The 16,443-nt window shown below is 75.2% G+C and carries 12 protein-coding genes and 1 pseudogene; 5 read left to right on the forward strand and 8 right to left on the reverse strand.

The window, feature by feature from the left end; translation table 11 throughout:
* Window positions 1-43 precede the first annotated feature (43 nt).
* From O7612_RS26885 to O7612_RS26910, 6 genes and pseudogenes are all read right to left on the reverse strand, one after another.
* A pseudogene (locus tag O7612_RS26885) lies at window positions 44-862 on the reverse strand (prenyltransferase/squalene oxidase repeat-containing protein); the annotation flags it as partial.
* Window positions 863-978: 116 nt separating this feature from the next.
* Window positions 979-2,229: an adenylyltransferase/sulfurtransferase MoeZ gene (gene moeZ, locus O7612_RS26890; protein WP_282274064.1), complete on the reverse strand. Its 1,251-nt coding sequence runs from the start codon at window positions 2,227-2,229 to the stop codon at window positions 979-981.
* 41 nt (window positions 2,230-2,270) lie between these two features.
* Window positions 2,271-3,314, reverse strand: coding sequence for a DUF3152 domain-containing protein (locus tag O7612_RS26895; RefSeq protein ID WP_348774252.1), 1,044 nt, complete (start codon window positions 3,312-3,314; stop codon window positions 2,271-2,273).
* 168 nt (window positions 3,315-3,482) lie between these two features.
* Window positions 3,483-4,490, reverse strand: a complete 1,008-nt coding sequence (locus O7612_RS26900; protein WP_282268448.1) for a DUF3152 domain-containing protein — start codon at window positions 4,488-4,490, stop codon at window positions 3,483-3,485.
* 5 nt (window positions 4,491-4,495) lie between these two features.
* Window positions 4,496-5,491: an alpha/beta hydrolase gene (locus O7612_RS26905; protein ID WP_282268450.1), complete on the reverse strand. Its 996-nt coding sequence runs from the start codon at window positions 5,489-5,491 to the stop codon at window positions 4,496-4,498.
* Window positions 5,492-5,568: 77 nt separating this feature from the next.
* Entirely contained in the window at window positions 5,569-7,488 is a 1,920-nt protein-coding gene (locus O7612_RS26910) for a hypothetical protein (RefSeq protein ID WP_282274066.1), read from the reverse strand.
* A gap of 2,074 nt (window positions 7,489-9,562) precedes the next feature.
* On the opposite strand from O7612_RS26910, the gene O7612_RS26915 reads away from it, so the two are divergent.
* The 4 genes from O7612_RS26915 to O7612_RS26930 all read left to right on the forward strand — a co-directional run bounded on the left by O7612_RS26915 (window position 9,563) and on the right by O7612_RS26930 (window position 14,114).
* Window positions 9,563-10,201, forward strand: coding sequence for a TetR/AcrR family transcriptional regulator (locus O7612_RS26915; RefSeq protein ID WP_282268452.1), 639 nt, complete (start codon window positions 9,563-9,565; stop codon window positions 10,199-10,201).
* 65 nt (window positions 10,202-10,266) lie between these two features.
* Window positions 10,267-10,494, forward strand: a complete 228-nt coding sequence (locus O7612_RS26920) for a DUF3107 domain-containing protein (protein ID WP_067315195.1) — start codon at window positions 10,267-10,269, stop codon at window positions 10,492-10,494.
* A 371-nt stretch (window positions 10,495-10,865) separates the two neighbouring features.
* Window positions 10,866-12,599, forward strand: coding sequence for a DEAD/DEAH box helicase (locus tag O7612_RS26925; RefSeq protein WP_282268455.1), 1,734 nt, complete (start codon window positions 10,866-10,868; stop codon window positions 12,597-12,599).
* Window positions 12,600-12,896: 297 nt separating this feature from the next.
* Complete coding sequence (locus tag O7612_RS26930; RefSeq protein ID WP_282268457.1) at window positions 12,897-14,114, forward strand: SAM-dependent methyltransferase; 1,218 nt, start codon at window positions 12,897-12,899, stop codon at window positions 14,112-14,114.
* A gap of 124 nt (window positions 14,115-14,238) precedes the next feature.
* On the opposite strand, the gene O7612_RS26935 is transcribed toward O7612_RS26930, so the two are convergent.
* Entirely contained in the window at window positions 14,239-14,676 is a 438-nt protein-coding gene (locus tag O7612_RS26935) for a hypothetical protein (RefSeq protein WP_282268459.1), read from the reverse strand.
* Between the two features lie 226 nt (window positions 14,677-14,902).
* Between O7612_RS26935 and O7612_RS26940 the strand changes: the two genes are divergently transcribed.
* Complete coding sequence (locus tag O7612_RS26940; RefSeq protein ID WP_282268461.1) at window positions 14,903-15,319, forward strand: helix-turn-helix transcriptional regulator; 417 nt, start codon at window positions 14,903-14,905, stop codon at window positions 15,317-15,319.
* Between the two features lie 39 nt (window positions 15,320-15,358).
* Here O7612_RS26940 and O7612_RS26945 read toward each other — a convergent pair whose 3' ends face one another.
* A complete protein-coding gene (locus tag O7612_RS26945; RefSeq protein ID WP_282268463.1) occupies window positions 15,359-16,417 on the reverse strand; it encodes a hypothetical protein in 1,059 nt (352 codons plus the stop codon).
* Between the last annotated feature and the right edge of the window lie 26 nt (window positions 16,418-16,443).

Genomic DNA, 16,443 nt, shown 5'->3' on the forward strand with positions numbered 1-16,443 from the left:
GCGGGGCGACCGGTGACCCCGGCGGGAGGAACGACCCGACCGGGCGGCAGGCGCGGATCGCGGTGAGCGTGGTGTGCACGTCGAACTGGTGGCCGTCGTCGCTGTCCCAGCCACCGTCGCTGCGCTGGGTCTCGGCGAGGCGCTTGCGGGCCGACACCAGCACCCACTGCTCCTCGCCCACCTCGACCCGGCGCAGCGTGGCGGCCAGCGCGGCCACGTCGGCCGGGGAGAGCCCCGGTATCCGCTCGGCCAGCACCGTCTGGATCCGGGCCGACTCGTAGTAGAGCTGCTGGCGGTGCAGCACCGCCGCGCTGAGCCAGCCGGCGGCCAGGAAGGACGGCCAGGTGCCGTCCGGGGCCAGCCGCCCGGCCAGGGCCTGCGCCGCCGCCTGCACCACCCCGGCGTACGCCCCGCCGACGCGTTCGTCCAGCGGGCCGGCGGCACGGGCGTCCCGACCGGCCACGCTGAGCCAGAACGCGGCGTTGGCGGTCAGGTACAGCCGGGCCTCCGGGTCGCCCGGGGTGGCCCACTCGGGGGCGCTGCCGGCCAGCCTCGGGTCCTCGTCCCAGCCACCGTCGGGCAGTTGCCGGGCGGCCAGCCAGTCCAGCGCGTGCCGGGCCGCCGGCCGACCGAGCGCGCCGAGATCGTCCAGCTCGCCGAGGCGGAAGCAGGTGGCGTCCACGGACGGGACGTCGCCACCGAGGAGGGCGGGCCAGCCGCCGTCGGCGGTCTGCCCCACCTCGGCGGCGTCGAGCAGTTCATCGGGTACGGACGCGCCGGTGCGCAGCCGGGACAGCCGGGCCCGGTCCACCGCGTCACCGTGCGCCACGACGAAACCGATCGCGGCATCCAAGTCGACCACGGCGCAGACGCTACCGGCGCGAAGGCGATCCCGCCTCGGGGAATCGGTCGGGGCCGGGGGCGGTTCGTCGCCGCCCCCGGCCCCGGCCCGTCGTCGCCCCGGCCCGCGGTCGCCGGTCAGTACGCGGGCAGCGAGGGATCGATCTGCTTGATCCAGGACAACACCCCGCCCTGGACGTGCACCGCGTCGCGGAACCCGGCCGCCTTCAGCGCGGCGAGCGCCTCGGCCGAGCGGACCCCGGACTTGCAGTGCAGGACGACCTGCCGGTCCTGTGGGAACTTCGCCAGCGCCTCGCCGGAGAGGATCTCGCCCTTGGGGATCAGGGTGGAGCCGGGGATCCGGACGATCTCGTACTCGGCGGGCTCCCGGACGTCGACCAGGAAGATGTCCTTGCCGGCGTCCTGCCACTCCTTCAGCTCGCCGGCGGTGATGGTCGAGTCGACGACCGCCTCCTGGGCCTCCTCGGAGACCGCGCCGCAGAAGTCCTCGTAGTCCTCCAGCAGGTCGGTGACCGTGGGGTTCTCCCCGCAGAGCACGCAGTTCGGATCCTTGCGGACCTTGATCTTCCGGTATTCCATCTCCAGCGCGTCGTAGACCATCAGCCGGCCGACCAGCGGCTCGCCGATCCCGGCCAGCAGCTTGATCGCCTCGTTGACCTGGATCGAGCCGATCGACGCGCAGAGCACGCCGAGCACGCCGCCCTCGGCGCAGGACGGCACCATGCCCGGCGGCGGGGGCTCCGGGTAGAGGCAGCGGTAGCAGGGGCCGTGTTCGGCCCAGAAGACCGACGCCTGACCGTCGAACCGGTAGATCGACCCCCAGACGTACGGCTTGCCGAGCAGCACCGCCGCGTCGTTGACCATGTAGCGGGTGGCGAAGTTGTCGGTGCCGTCGACGATCAGGTCGTACCCGGAGAAGATGTCCCGGACGTTGTCCCGGTCCAGCGCGGTGTTGTGGATCTCCACGTTGACCAGCGGGTTGATCTCGCGGATCGAGGCGGCGGCGGACTCGGCCTTGGACCGACCGATGTCGGAGACGCCGTGGATGATCTGGCGCTGGAGGTTGGACTCGTCGACGGTGTCGAAGTCGATGATGCCGAGGGTTCCGACGCCCGCCGCGGCCAGGTACATCAGGGCCGGCGAGCCGAGACCGCCGGCACCGACGCAGAGCACCCGGGCGTTCTTCAGCCGCTTCTGCCCCTGCACCCCGACGTCGGGGATGATCAGGTGGCGGGAGTAGCGGCGGATCTCGTCAACGGTCAGCTCGGCGGCGGGTTCGACGAGCGGGGGCAACGACACGGTGGACTCCCCGGGATCGGCTGGTGGCGAACCGGGCCATTGTCGCTCGCCGGGAGGCCCCTCGGCCATGAGCAGGGACACCCCGTCCGACATGCGGGAGCGGGAATATCTCAGCTACCGGGGACGAGGTCGCCGGAGTAGCGGGAGCCGTCCACGTACGGCCAGGCGTTCGCCACGCAGCCGTCCAGCCCGTAGGTCTGCTGCTGCATCACCGGGGCCGGCTCGCCGGGGCCGGGACAGGCCTGGTGCTCCTCGCCCAGTTCGTGGCCGACCTCGTGGTTGACCACGTACGTCCGGTAGACCGCCAGCGAAGCCCCGTAGTCCGGCACCGCCTCCATCCAGCGGGCCAGGTTGATGACCACCCGGCCGGGCAACCGGCAGGAGGTGTAGCCCTCGGTGTCCAGCCCGCCCTCGGCACACATCCGCTCCGAGGTGGCCGGGGTGGCGAGGTAGACGGTGAAGTCGGCGGCGGCGACCTCCGGCACCCGTTGGAAGCGCAGTTCACCGGAGCGGATCCAGCTGTTCGGGTCGCCCAGGGTGTCGTCCACGGCGGCGGCGAACTCGGCCACGTCCTGGCCGCTGCCCTGCTCCACCTCGACCCGGTAGCGGTACAGCGGGCCGTCGAAGCCGGCCACCTCGGAGCGGCCCCCGGCGGCGGTGAACCGGCCGGGACCGCTGCGCGGATAGCGGTCGGCGGTCGGTTCCGTCGCCACCCGGCCGGCCAGCCGGCCACCGCCCGCCCCGTCGGCCAGCCGCCCGGCGACCCGCGCCGGATCCTCCGACCGGTCGTCCGGCTGGAGTGTGAGGAGCCCGCCCACGCCGAGGCCGAGCACGACCAGGCCGAGCAGGACGGTCCGGCGACGACGCCGCAACCGCCGCCGACGGTACGGGTTCCCGTGCCGGGCGACGGCACGGCGCGGCCCGCCGTGCCGCGATCCGGCCTCCGGGTCGGTGTGCCGCGATCCGGCCTCCGGGTCGGTGTGCCGCGATCCGGCCTCCGGGTCGGTGTGCCGCGATCCGGCCTCCGGGTCGGCCCGCGACCCGACCTGCCACGGTCCGGCCTCCCGGGCGGCACACGGGTCGCCGTGCCACGGGTCGGGCCGGCCGGTGGCCGGTACCTCCGGGTGGCCGGCGGAGTCGGTCGGGGTGTTCACCCGACCAGCATGGCAGACTAATCGGGCATATGCCTGCTATTGCCGCATATTACGAGAAGATGTTTCACGTTGGCGGTAACCGTCCCGCCCGTCGGAAGCGGCACCGGGCACCCGAAGCGCCGTCCGGGGGACGGACCACCACGCGGCACCCCCCGCACCGCGACGGACTCAGCGGGCCGGACCGGCGTACCGTCTGCCGTCCAGGTAGGGCCACGGGTTCGCCGTGCAGCCCCGCAGGAACAGCGACTGCTGCTGCATCACCGGCGCCGGCCGACCCGGCCCCGGGCAGTCCTCGTGACGATGCCCCAACTGGTGCCCCACCTCGTGGTTCACCACGTACGTCCGGTACCGCTCCAACGGCACCCCGGCCCGGACGAAGTGCGGCACCGACAACCGCCAGCGGTCCAGGTTGATGATCACCTTCCCGGGCGCGCGGCACGACGTGTACGGCACACCACCGACCCGGATGTCCACACCCCCGGCCCGGCACAGTCGGGCCGCCGTGTTCCGGGTCACCAACTGGACGGTGAAGTCGTACGGCGCGTTCCCCGGCACCCGCCGCAGCCGCAACCCGCCGCCGTCCACCCAACTGCCCGGCCCGGCCAACGCCGCCTGCACCTGGTCGGAGAAGTCCCGGACGTCCTCGCCGGAACCGTTCTCCACCGCCACCCGGTACCGCTGCACCCCGCCGGACCGGCCCAGCGTCACCCCGGCCCGGTCGTCGTACCGCAGGGTGCCCCGGCCGGTCGTCGGCACCGGCCCGGACACCGCCAACGCCGGCACCGTCGTCGACGGGACAGCACCACCGGCCACCTGGGCCGCCGACGTACCGACCGGCGTCGACGCACCGGACGCACCGACCGGTCCGGAGCCGACGCCCGGCCCGGCGACGGCCAGGTCACCCGGGCCACCGGCCACCCCGGAGGCGTAGCCGGTGCCGGCGGACCCGACGCCACCGGTGGGGCCGCCTGACGGGACCACCGGCCGGGCGACCAGCCGGCCGGCGTCCGGCCGGGCACCGGCGGTGACCGCCAGCCCGCCGGAGACCAGCAGCAACACGGCCGTCAACGCCGCCGGCCGCCACCGGCCGGTGGCGGGGAGAACGAACCGGGAGACGGCGGACCGGTGACCGGCGGGGCGCACCGACAACGGACCACGACGCAGAAACGCAGACATTCGGGTCAGCTTGCCACGTCGGGCCGCAACCCCGCGTCACCGCCGGAACGCGGCGCGTCCGCCACCTCGGCGAGCAGGTGCAGCACGGCGCGGGCCACCGTACGCGGCACCTCCAGCTGCGCCACGTGCCCGACGCCGGCCAGCATCATCAACCGGCTGTCCGGGATGATCCGGGCCGTCTGCGGGGCCACCCGGACGTCCACCAGCCGGTCCTTCATGCCCCCCACCACCAGCGTGGGCGCCTGGATCGCGGCGGCGATCCGCCACAGCGACCCCGGCCCCGGCAGGTACGACCGCAGGAAACTGGCCACCAGCCCCCGGAACGTCCGCACGTAGGCGGCGGCGTAGTGGGTCGCCTCGTAGCGGACCCGGATCTCCTCCAACGCCTCCTGCCGGCGCTGCTCGCTGATCCGGCTCAGATCGGCCACGCACGCCTCCATCGCCTGCCGCGCCATCACCTCCGGGGCGAGCTGGGCCAGCCGCCAGGCGGCCAGCCGCTCCCCGCGCGGAATGGCCAGCAACGGCAGCATCCGTCCCTGCAACGAGCGGCCGAAATTCAAGAACGGCAGGGCCGGCGAGATCAACGTCAGGGTACGCACCAGGTCCGGCCGGCGACCCGCGACGTACACCGCGACCGCCCCGCCCAACGAGTTGCCGAACAGGTGCACCGGACCCCGGCCGGAGTGCTCGATCCAGCGCACCACCCGGTCGGCGAAGGCCGGGATGGTGTAGCGCAGCCCCGGCTCGCTGCGGCCGAAGCCGGGCAGGTCGATCGCCTGCCCGTCGAGGCGGCCGGCGAGCAGCCCGGCGAGGTCCGTCCAGTTCTGCGACGAGCCGCCCAGCCCGTGCACGTACAGCGCGGGTTCGGCGTCCGGGCCGGTGGCCGGGGTGTCCCGGACGTAGGTGAGCGTGCCGTCGAGCCGCACCGCCCGGCCGGGCCAGGGTGGGGGCAGCCGGTGCGGGGGCAGGTGCTCCTCGGGCCAGAGGGCGGCGCGCTTCATACCGGCAGTGTTCCCGTCCCGTCCCCGTACCGACAACGTGCCGCTCAGGCGAGCAGCGCTTTCGAGCAACGTGCCGCTCAGGCGAGCAGCGCTTCGAGGCGACGGTTGACCGCCGCCAGTGTCGCCCGGACCACCGCCTGCCGCGGATCCCCGGCGACCAGCGCCGAACCCGCCAGCTGCTCCACCCAGCCGTCGCAGACCAGCAGCACCACCACGGTCGCCACCTCGCAGTTGCCGAACGGCACCACGGCGGCGTGCTCGACGAAGCAGCGTCCCCGCTCGGCGGTGCGCTCGGCGTGACGCAGCAACTCGTCCACGGCCGCCGCGGCGGCCACCGCGCAGAGCCGCAGCACGTATCCGTCCACGGCCGGCCCGGTGGCGTGCCCGGCCGCCGGCTCACCGGCGGCGAGCAGGCGTACCTCGACGTTGGCGTCCAGGCCGAACGTGCTCACCTGGACGTGGTCGATCACCACCCGCGGCCCCGGCACGCCGCCGGTGTCCAGCGGTCGCGAGGGCGCTGTCTCCGTCGTGGTCATCTGTCCACCACCGGAGTACGACGCGTTGAGCGTCGCCGGGCTCCCGGTGGGCGGCAGCAGCGCACCGGGGACGTCCTCCACGCTGGCCCGGCCCCGGTGGGCGGTCGGCTGCCGGCGTCGGCGGGGCACCCCGGACACCGTCGGCGACTGCTCGGCCGGCGGTTCCTCGGCGTCCCGGCCGGGGCCGCCGGTGGCGGCGTCCCGGCCACCCGGCAGCTCACCCGCCAGTGGCCCGGCACCACCGACCGGCCGGTCCCCGGGGACCGACGGGACGGCGGACGGCTGGCCGGCACCGACCGGCCGGGGGCTGGTCGGTGCGCCACGGTTCGGATCCCGGCCGCTGGCCGGGACGGACTCGTCGCGGCCCCGGACGTCCCCCGGGCGCGGTTCGCCGGTACGGCGGCGCAACGGTGGCGGGACTGCGGCGCTCGGCTCGCCGGGCAGGTCCTGCGGTGCCGCGGCGAGGCCCATCCGCTCCTGGAGCAGGCGGGCCACCAGCCGGCTCACCTCCGCCGGGTCGGCCCCGTCGGACAGGTCCAGCCGCAGGCTGTGCGCCCCGGCCGGGGTACGACGCAGCGCCGCGTCCCGCACTCCGGCCACCTCGCGTACGGCGTCCAGGATCGCGTTGACGTCGAAGCCCTCGGGACGTTCCCGCAGCGGGGCGGGCTCGTCGTCCCGGCGCAGGTGGGTGGCGATTCGGGCGAGTTCCGGGGTCTCGGCGGGGGGCTCCACGGCTGGCGGCTCCGGCACGACGGGCACGTCCGGTTCGGCGGGGACGCGCTGCGGCAGCACCGCCGTGCCCCGGTCCGGTCTCCGCTCGTCCACCACCGGCTCGGTCGTGGTCGACGGGTCGGGGGCGGATCGGCGGGCCGCGTAGGGGGGCACGCCCGTCGGGACGGGCGCGGCGGGTGGGATCCGGTCCAGGCGGCGCGGCCCGCTGACGGCGGGGGTGCCGACGGGAGGCTCCGGGGAATGGCCGGGAGGGGTGGCGGGGCTGGCCGGCTCGGCCGGCACCGACCGGAGCCGGAACGGTTGGTCGGCGCGACCGGCCGGCGGGGCGGCCGGTCGGACGGCCGGTTCGTCCCGGGGCAGCCGGAACGGTTGGTCGGCGCGACCGACGCCCGGCAGCCCGGTGCCCCGATCACCACCGGACGCGGGCGACGCCCCCACCGGCTCGTCGCGGGACGACGACAGTCCGGCCGGCTCGACACGCGGCAACGGCAGTCCGGCCGGCTCGACACGGGACGGCGGCAGTCCGGCCGGCTCGACATGCGACGGCGGCGGTCCGGCCGGCTCGACATGCGGCAGCGGCAGCGCAGCCTGCTCGTCGCGGGACGACGGTGGTCCGGCCGGCTCGGTACGGGGCAGCGGCAGCGCAGCCGGGTCGTTGCGGGACAGTGGCGATCCGATCGACTCGTCGCGGGACAGCGCCGGCGGGGTGGCCGACGCGTCGTAGAGCACGGGGGGTGCGGCGGGCGGTGCGGCGGCGGGACGGCCCATGGTCCACCGGGGCGGTTCGGCGGCCCGGTCCATCGCGCGGGCCTGGTCCGGGGCGGGCTGCTCACCGGCCGACGGGTCACGATCGGCCCGCTGCGCCCGGTCGGACCAGCTCCGTTCCGCCCGCTCGACCTCGGCGCGGTCCCGCTCGGCCCGGTCGGACCAGTCGACCTCGGCCCGGTCGACCTCGGCCCGGTCGACCTCGGCCCGGTCGGACCAGCTCCCCTCGGCCCGGTCGGACCAGCCCCGCTCGGGCCAGCCCGCCCTCGCCCGGGGTGCCCGGTCAGCGCGGTCGGACCAGGTCCCCCCGGCACGACCGGACCAGTCCCGTTCGGACCGTTCCGGTCGACCGCCGCGCTCCGACCAGTCCCGCCCGGGGCGGTCGTCGTCACGGCCCACCCGAGCGGACCAGTCCCGCTCGGGCCGGTCCCGCTCGGGCCGGTCGTCGTCGCGGCCGGCGCGCGCCGGCCACTCGCGCTCGGGGCGCTCGTCGTCACGGCCCGCGCGAGCGGACCAGTCGCGCTCGGAGCGCTCGTCGTCCCGGCCGGCGCGGGCGGACCAGTCCCGCTCGGGCCGGTTGTCGTCCCGGCCCGCGCGAGCCGGCCGGTCGCGCTCGGAGCGCTCGTCGTCCCGGCCGGTGTGCGTCGGCCGGTCCCGCTCCGGGCGACCCGGGCCGACCCGGTCAGCGGTCGGCCGCTCCCGGTCGGGCCGATCGACCACGGCCGGCACGGGCTCGGGCAACGCGGGTGGGGTGACCGGCTCGGAACGGGTCACCTCGTACGGGCGCGGCACCTCCGAGCGCACCGGCTCGTACGGGCGGGCCGGCTCGGCACGCACCGGCTGGTAGGGGCGGGCCGGCTCGGCGCGCACCGGTTCGTACGGGCGGGCCGGCTCGGCCGACCACTCCACCGGCCGGTCGGTGCGGCCACGTCGCCCGGCCGCCGGGTCCTCGTCCCGGGGCCAGGAGGGTGCCCAGCTCCCGCCCCAGCTCGGCCGGTTCCAGCTCGGGCCGGACCAGTCCGGTTCCTCCCCGGTGGCGGCCGGTCGACGCTGGGCGTACGGCCGGTCCCCACCCTGCGGCTCGGTGGTCCGGGATTCGCCGCTCCCGCCGGGCTGCTCGGCGGCACGCGGTTCGGCGGCACGCGGCTCGGTGCCGGCGGTCGGCTCGCCCGGGGGGAGACGGTCGGCCCCGGCCGGCGGACCGCCCTCGGCGGGGAAGCGGCCGTCCCAGTCGCGGGGATCGCCGGCCGGAGACTCGGCCGCACCCCGTTCCGGGGCGTGGAAGCCGGGGGGCACCTCGAAACCGGAGGCGGCCGTGCCCACCGGGGGGACCTGCATCGCCGGTGGGGCCGAGGAGGGCAGGTCGCTCCCGGGCCAGCGCCCGCCGCCGGGTGTGGAGGGGTCGTCCGAGGAGTGCCGGGCGGCCTCCGGGTGCTGCTGCCCGGCCGACGGCATCGGCCGCTGAGCCGGGACGACCAGCCGGTCGCCGCCGTCGGTCCGCGGGTCGCCGGTCCGCAGGTCGCCGGTGGGATGACGGGGGTCGCCGGGCGGGGCGCTCACCGGGCGACGAGCAGGGGCCGGGAAATCCGGTGCCGAGTCGTGACCATTGCGGGGTGCCCGACCGTTGCGCGGGGCGTCGTCACCGGTCGCCGGGGAGACGAACGGCGCAGGCAGGTCACCGGGCCGCGCGGGCGACCCGCTCCAGCCCGCCCCGGGGTCGGCCCGGTTCCACGGTGAGCCGGTCTCCCGGTAACCCGGGGCGTCGGCCCCGCCGGACCACCCGGTCGCAGGCGCCCACCCACTGACGGAACGGGCCAGGTCGTCCTGCTGACCCGTACCGTCGTCATGCTCTCCCGGGGTGGCGGCACCGGGTTGCCCTGATTCACTCACCGCGCGCTCCTTGGTCGCCCCCGCTGAGGCTACCGTGTGGTGACAGTGGCGATAAGTTACAGCGGCGGGCCAATTCCGGGGCCGGGTGAGTGTCCTGACCGGTACGGGGTAAAAGTGCCGGCTGGAATGACGAAACTCGGAGGTTCCCGTGACCGCTGTGGGGAACGGTGCGCAGACTGCCGGCCGGCCTACCCGGCTACCCCGTTCAGCACGCCGTAAGCAGCTACTCGCCGCAGCGCAGGAGGTGTTCGTAGCGCAGGGGTACCACGCCGCCGCGATGGACGACATCGCCGAGCGGGCCGGGGTTTCCAAGCCGGTGCTGTACCAGCACTTCCCCGGAAAGATGGATCTGTATCTGGCATTGCTCGACACGCACTGTGACGCCATCGTCGCCAAGGTGCACGACGCGATGCGCGGAACCCAGGACAACAAGGAGCGGGTCGGCGCGTCGGTGCAGGCGTACTTCGACTTCGTCGACCACGAGAGCGAGGCGTTCCGGCTCGTCTTCGAATCCGACCTGCGCAACGATCCGGCCGTCCGGCAGCGGGTGGAGCGGGTGGAGCAGGGCTGCATCGCGGCGATCACCGACACCATCATCTCGGACACCGGCGTCAGCCGGGCGCACGCCGAGCTGCTCGCCTCCGGTCTGGTCGGGGCGGCCGAGACCGCCGCCCAGTTCTGGCTGGCCGGTGGCCGGCAGGTGCCGAAGGCCGAGGCGGAGGCGCTGGTGGCGGCGCTGTCCTGGCGGGGCATCGCGAGCTTCCCGCTCCAGGGTGAGTCGGCCTGAACATCCGGCCCCGAGATCGGATAGCCTTCCGATCGGCGGCTATCTCGCCCACCTGAGGAGGCACAGTGGAGGTCAAGATCGGCGTGCAGTACGCGCCGCGCGAGCTGGTTCTGGAGAGCGCGCAGTCGCCGGCCGAGATCGAGCAGATCGTCACCGACGCCTTCGCCACGGCCGAGGGGACGCTGTCCCTGACCGACGAGAAGGGTCGACGGGTGATCGTGCCGGTCGGCAAGGTCGCCTACGTCGAGATCGCCGAGGCGTCCCCCCGCGCGGTCGGGTTCACCGTTCGCTGAGCCGGTCCGGCCCCTGCGGCGGGGACTCCCGCCGCAGGCCGGACCTGCGGGCGGCGGCCCGGGCCGCACGGCGGCCGGGCGACTGCCGCCCTCTGCGCACCGGCCACCACCCGCGTCGCCAGCAGTGGCTCAGGTCACATTTTTCACCCCCGGCGAAAGCCGGGCCTCCAGGTCAGCCGCGTGTGCCGGCCTGCTCGGGTAAGATGAGGTAGTTGCCGTGGGCGCCGATCTGATCGAAGTCCTGCCTGCGGCGCGCGTGCGGCCCGGTCCGGCGCGGCGATTTCCCGCCGCCGATCGCGTGGCCCGCGCCATACCGAACGCGCCCTGAGGACAAAACGGGGCGCACCACGAGAGGGCACCCCCAGATCCAGATGAGCGAACAGATTCTCGATCAGTTGGAGGGCCAGGAACTGGTCCCCACCGCCCCGGTCCGTCCGGAGGCCCCCACCTTCGCCGCGCTCGGTGCGCGGCCCGAAACCGTCGATGCCCTGGCCGCGGCGGGGATCACCCGCGCGTTCGCGATCCAGGAGTACGCCATCCCGATCGCGCTGCGGGGCACCGACATGATCGGTCAGGCGCCGACCGGCACCGGCAAGACCCTCGGCTTCGGCGTACCGCTGCTGGAGCGGGTGCTCGCACCGGGCGAGGGCAGCGACGGCGTGCCGCAGGCGCTGGTCGTCGTACCCACCCGTGAGCTGGGCATCCAGGTGGCCAAGGATCTCGCCGCCGCCGGGCGTACCCGGGGCGTGCGGGTGCTGCCGATCTACGGCGGGGTGGCGTACGAGCCGCAGATCGACGCGCTGCGCAAGGGCGTGGAGATCCTGGTCGGCACCCCCGGCCGGCTGATGGACCTGCAGAAGCAGAAGCACCTGCGGTTGGACCGGGTCCGGGCACTCGTGCTCGACGAGGCCGACCGGATGCTCGACCTGGGCTTCCTCGACGACGTCGAGAAGATCCTGGCGATGCTGCCGGAGGACCGGCAGACCATGCTCTTCTCGGCCACCATGCCGGACCCGATCGTCACCCTCTCCCGGCGGTTCCTGCGCCGGCCGGTGACGATCCACGCCGGGCACACCGCCGAGACCGGCCCGTCGCCGCAGACCCAGCAGCTGGCGTACCGCACCCACTCGATGAACAAGATCGAGATCGTGGCGCGGATCCTCCAGGCCGAGGGACGCGGCCTCACCATGATCTTCACCCGCACGAAGCGGGCCGCCGACCGGGTCGCCGAGGACCTCGACTTCCGTGGCTTCGCGGTGGCCGCCGTGCACGGTGACCTGGGTCAGGGCGCACGGGAGCGGGCACTGCGCGCGTTCCGGGCCGGCAAGATCGACACCCTGGTCGCCACCGACGTCGCCGCCCGGGGCATCGACGTCAGCGGCGTCACCCACGTCATCAACTACGACTGCCCCGAAGACCAGGACACCTACACCCACCGGATCGGCCGTACCGGCCGGGCCGGGGCGACCGGCGTCGCGGTCACCTTCGTCGACTGGGACGACATGCCCCGGTGGCGGATCATCGACAAGACGCTCGGCCTGGACATGCCCGAGCCGCCGGAGACGTACCACACCTCCCCGCACCTCTACACCGACCTGGACATCTCGCCCGAGATGACCGGCACCCTGCCGACCGCCGAGCGGACCCGTGCCGGGCTCTCCGCCGAGGTCGAGGAGGACCTGGGCGGCCGGTCCGGCCGCGGCGAGGGCGGCGGCCGGGGCTCCCGGCGCGGCGAGGGACGCGGTCGCGGCGAGGGCGGCGGCCGGGGCACCGGCGGCGGTCGTGGCGAGCGGCGTCGGGGTCGCCCCGGCACCGACGCGCCGGACGCCCCCTCCGCAGCCGGGGAACCGGCCGAGGAGGGCACCCGCACCCCGCGCCACCGGCGTCGTCGCCGGGCCGGCGAGGTGGTCGCGGGCGAGGCGACCGCGGTGACCGGCGGGGAGTCCACCGACACCACCACCGGCGCCAGCGGCACGGCCACCGGCACCGCCGCCTCGGCCGCAGGGCCGGCCACCGAGGGCGAGTCGACCCGGCCCCGTCGCCGTCGGCGTCGGCGTGGCGGCGGTTCCGGCACGGACACGCCGGCCGAGGCCACCGCCGACTGACAGACCCCACCGACATCCCCCGGCCCGCACCGACGGTCCGGGGGATGTCTCGTCTGCACCGGACGACGCTCGTCGGTGCGGGGGCCACCATGATCAGATTGCGATGTCGTACACCCGCCTCGGCGTGTCGTCTCCAGAACTGCAATCTGATCTTGAGATCACTCTGAGTTGCGGGTTGCAGCGGGTGCAGCGGTCGCCAGGGGTGCAGCGGTCGCCGCGGGTGGGCACCGGTGCGGCGCGGGACACCCGGGGACGGCCCGGCCGCGGCACCGGTCGGGTGGGAAGGATGATGACAGGATGCCGGAATCGTTGGACGCCGCCCTGACCGAGGTCCGGGCGCTGCTGCTCGACCCCGCGCTGACCCGCGCCGTCGCCGCCGGCCGACGCCGGGGGCAACGTCCCTCCGTGGTACGCGCCGAGCTACGCCCGGTCGCCCTCAAGGCCGGCACCAGGTTGCAGATCTCCACCTCCGACGGGGTACGGCCGTACACCCGGAACGTGGTGCCGGGCGCGGACGCCGACGCGGCGGTCGACGCGCTGCTCGCCGAGCCGTTCGGCAACTGGCACGTGGAGACCGCCGGGGTGACCCTCCAGCTCCGGGTGACCAAATCCGGCGAGGCCCAGGTGCACCGGGCGGCGGCCAGCCGTCCGGCAGCCGGGCCGGACGGTCACGACCGGGCCAAGGAGTACCTGCTCGACCCGGGGGATCCGATCTTCGCCGAGATCGGTGGCAGCGCGGCCAAACGGCGACAGGTGGACGCCTTCCTGCGCGCGTTGGCCGCCACCCTCCCCGACGACCTCACCGGCCGGCTGCGCGTGGTCGACCTGGGCTGTGGCAACGCCTACCTGACCTTCGCCGCGTACCGGTACCTGACCGGCCGTGGGCTGGACGTGGAGCTCGTCGGGGTGGACGTCCGGGAGGACCAGCGGCGGCGCAACAGCGAACTGGCCGAACGCCTCGGTTGGGGCGACCGGGTGTCCTTCGTCGCCGGTACCATCGCCGACGCGGTGGTGGAGCCCGCCCCCGATCTGGTCCTCGCGCTGCACGCCTGCGACACCGCCACCGACGAGGCGCTGGCCCGGGCGGTGCGCTGGCAGGCCCGCTGGATCCTCGCCGCCCCGTGCTGCCACCACGACCTCGCGGCGCAGTTGCGTGCCCGACCGGCCCCGGCTCCGTACGCGCTGCTGACCCGGCAGGGCATCCTGCGGGAACGCTTCGCCGACGTGCTCACCGACGCGCTGCGGGCCGGGTTGCTGCGGGCGCACGGGTACCGGGCCGAGGTGGTCGAGTTCGTCGACTCCCGGCACACCCCCCGCAACCTGCTGATCCGCGCCCGCCGTACCGGCGGCGACCCGGGCACCGGCGGCGGTGCCACCCGCGCGGAGCGGGCACCCGGCGGACCGGCCGACGACGGGCTGCCGGACGAGTACCGGCAACTGGTGGACCAGTGGCAGGTCACCCCACGCCTGTCGACCCTGCTGGCCGACCACCCCGCCCCGACCGACAGCCACTGACCCCGGACTCAGCGAACAACGCTCGCCACGCCGACGGCTGAGCACGCAGGCCGGGCTCAAGTGATGCCGACGGCTGAGCACGCGGGCCGGGCTCAAGTGACGCCGGTGGGCACGCGGGCCGGGCTCAGCGACGCCGGTCGCCGCTCCGGCCGCCGGGCCGGTCGCCGGTGGACCGGTCGAAGACCGAGGAGACCCGTTCGCGTACCCCCCGCTCGTCGTCGCCGGACAGGGTGGGGAACGGCACCACCGTGCCGGACGTCCCGGCATTGCCGGCCGCGGTGAAGGCGTTCCAGGAGATGTCGACCAGGAGCCGTCTGACCTCGGCGTGCCGGGCGGCGGCGCTGCGTTGCAGGGCCAACCGGACGCCGAGCACCACCCCCACCAGGGAGGTGGTGACGGCTCCGGTGGCGGCCAGGACGTGCGCCCCGGTCACCGTGTCACCGGTCACCACCAGCACCACCAGCCAGCTCCAGAAGCCCACCGCGAACACGCCCGCCTTGGCGACGAAGAAGAGGCTGACCGCACCCGGGCGGTGCGGCACCGGGCGATCGGGCTCGGCCATACTGCTCCTCCTCGGTGCTGTCGGGACGGGTGGGTGGCCCCGCACCGTCCACTGACGGACGACCACCGCCGCCCCGACGACGACCACGATCCGGCTCGCGGCCCCACGATGGAGCTGCCTCCGACCCGGACGGCCGGTCGGGGAATCACCCCGACCGGCCGTCGTACTACCCTCGAAGGGCGCAGCGGACACCCGACTTCCCCGGAGAGGGGACGATCTCACCGGCATGGCTTCGACCGAGGTCTCACCACAGATGGCGTTCGCCCGTTTCGTGCGGCGGGCCATCGACGACGCCCGTGACGAGCGGGGTTGGACGGTGAGCGACCTCGCGGCCCACACCGGTGTCGGCCGGTCCACCGTCTTCCGGTGGCTCGCCGGTGACTGGCAGGACTACCCCGAGCTGGCCAAGGTGCGCGGCTTCTGCGCCGCCCTCGACCTGCCGGTGGCGGCGGCCTTCCGGGCGCTCGGCCTGCCCGACTCGGGGCCGGTGCCCCGCCGCCGCGCCGACGACGGCCCGGTGGAGGCGGACGTCCGGGTGATCCTCGACCGGCTGGCCGACCCGTCGGTGCCCGCCGAGGAGAAGCACCACATCCGCGACCTGCTGCGCTACCTGGCCCGCCGGCCGGTCCGCCGGGCCGGCTGAGCCGGGCTCACCCGAAGCCCAGGGTGAACTGAGCCGGGCTCAGCCGACGCTCAGGGTGAACTCGGCGGTCCGCACCACGCCCGCCACCTGGAAGTCCAGGTACATCCGGTAGCTGCCGGGACCGGGCGCGGTCAGCCAGAACGTCACCGTGTCCCCGGACGGCCCGGGCTCGGGGTGCACGTGCAGGTAGCCCAGGTCGCCTTCGCGGAGGGCGACCAGATGCCCGTACGCGCCGAGGTAGCGCTCCAGGGCGGCGGGCCGGCCGGCCCCGTCGCGGACCTGGAACCGCAGCGGTACGGCGGTACCCACCTGCGGGGTGCCCGCGTAGTCGACGGTGAACCCGGCCACGGTCGCCCGGGTGGCCGGGGCGGGCAGCGGGCGGGGCGTGTAGTCCCCCGGTGCGACCAGGTCCACGCCCAGCGTCGCCGGGGTCTGCCGGCCGTCGTCGGCGACCACGGTGAAATCCGTGTACGCCCGCCAGACGCCCGGCTGCGGCAGGGTCAGCGGGATCGACCAGGTGCCGTCGGCGGCCATCGTCGGGTGCAGGTGCTGGAATCCGGTGAGGTCACGGCGTACCACGATCAGGTGCATCGGCTTGTCGTGCACGACCGCGAACCGGGTGACCGGCCGCCGCTGGGCGTCCCGGATCTGGAACCGCAGTTCACCCGCCCGCCCGGCGGCGAACCCCCCGCCCGACGGGGTGAGCGTGTAGCCGTCGGAGGTGACCGACAGGCCGGTGGCCCCGTCGCCGGCCGGCTGGCCGGCGGTGGCGTCGTGCTGGTGTGCGCCGGTGCCCGGAGCGTGGCTGTGGTCCCCGGCGGTGGTCCCGACGGTCGCCGCCGCACGGTCGGTCGGCCGCCCGTCGACCCGGCCGAGACCGAAGCCGAGCAGGACGGCCAGCGCCAGTCCACCGACCACCAGCGCCAACCGCAGCGTGGCCCGGTCCGGTCCGACCGCCGGCTCCACCGATCGCGCCCCGGCCGGGGGCGACCCTCCGGACAGCGCCCACCCGGCGGGCTCCGGTGCCTCCCCGTCGCCGGCCGACACGCCATGCTCCGCGGGGTCGACCGGCCGGGTGACGGATCGCTGGTCGGCCATCCGACCACCGTACCGCCGTCCCGGTC

This window comes from Micromonospora sp. WMMD987 (assembly GCF_029581435.1).
Lineage (GTDB): Bacteria > Actinomycetota > Actinomycetes > Mycobacteriales > Micromonosporaceae > Micromonospora > Micromonospora rifamycinica.

What these genes read in the sequence shown, in the direction of transcription:
- O7612_RS26900 (WP_282268448.1), bottom strand. Translation starts at nt 4,490, where the DNA reads ATGTCTGCGTTTCTGCGTCGTGGTCCGTTGTCGGTGCGCCCCGCCGGT.
- O7612_RS26925 (WP_282268455.1), top strand. Translation starts at nt 10,866, where the DNA reads ATGAGCGAACAGATTCTCGATCAGTTGGAGGGCCAGGAACTGGTCCCC.
- O7612_RS26905 (WP_282268450.1), bottom strand. Translation starts at nt 5,491, where the DNA reads ATGAAGCGCGCCGCCCTCTGGCCCGAGGAGCACCTGCCCCCGCACCGG.
- moeZ (WP_282274064.1), bottom strand. Translation starts at nt 2,229, where the DNA reads ATGGCCGAGGGGCCTCCCGGCGAGCGACAATGGCCCGGTTCGCCACCA.
- O7612_RS26935 (WP_282268459.1), bottom strand. Translation starts at nt 14,676, where the DNA reads ATGGCCGAGCCCGATCGCCCGGTGCCGCACCGCCCGGGTGCGGTCAGC.
- O7612_RS26945 (WP_282268463.1), bottom strand. Translation starts at nt 16,417, where the DNA reads ATGGCCGACCAGCGATCCGTCACCCGGCCGGTCGACCCCGCGGAGCAT.
- O7612_RS26930 (WP_282268457.1), top strand. Translation starts at nt 12,897, where the DNA reads ATGCCGGAATCGTTGGACGCCGCCCTGACCGAGGTCCGGGCGCTGCTG.
- O7612_RS26940 (WP_282268461.1), top strand. Translation starts at nt 14,903, where the DNA reads ATGGCTTCGACCGAGGTCTCACCACAGATGGCGTTCGCCCGTTTCGTG.